Source organism: Martelella sp. FLE1502 (genome assembly GCF_053484255.1).
This window is the reverse complement of sequence record NZ_JBAKFQ010000090.1, coordinates 1-219: the sequence shown is the minus strand read 5'-3', so window position 1 is coordinate 219 and position 219 is coordinate 1. Positions and strand designations below refer to the sequence as shown.

Genomic DNA, 219 nt, shown 5'->3' with positions numbered 1-219 from the left:
GCCGTCGAAAACAGGGCACGCCACTCGGCGCAGAGTCTGTCGCGTACAGTCTCGTCCGCATCCTGATGTCCATAGGCCTGGCGCTGCCAGTGCTGAGTGACGTACTCGGCGAACCGCACCAGCTGCGGCTGAGCCAGTCGGTGCACGGCGGCCAGTACTTCGCCTTCCGTGTGCGCAGTCCTGAGCGGCAGCCGGAACTCATGCAGCAGGATGCTGAGC

General features: G+C 65.3%; 1 protein-coding gene. It reads right to left on the bottom strand.

Annotated features, from left to right (window positions below; genetic code table 11):
- On the bottom strand, positions 1-219 hold a 219-nt coding region (locus V6767_RS22800; RefSeq protein WP_448475522.1), incomplete at both ends, for a DUF4129 domain-containing protein.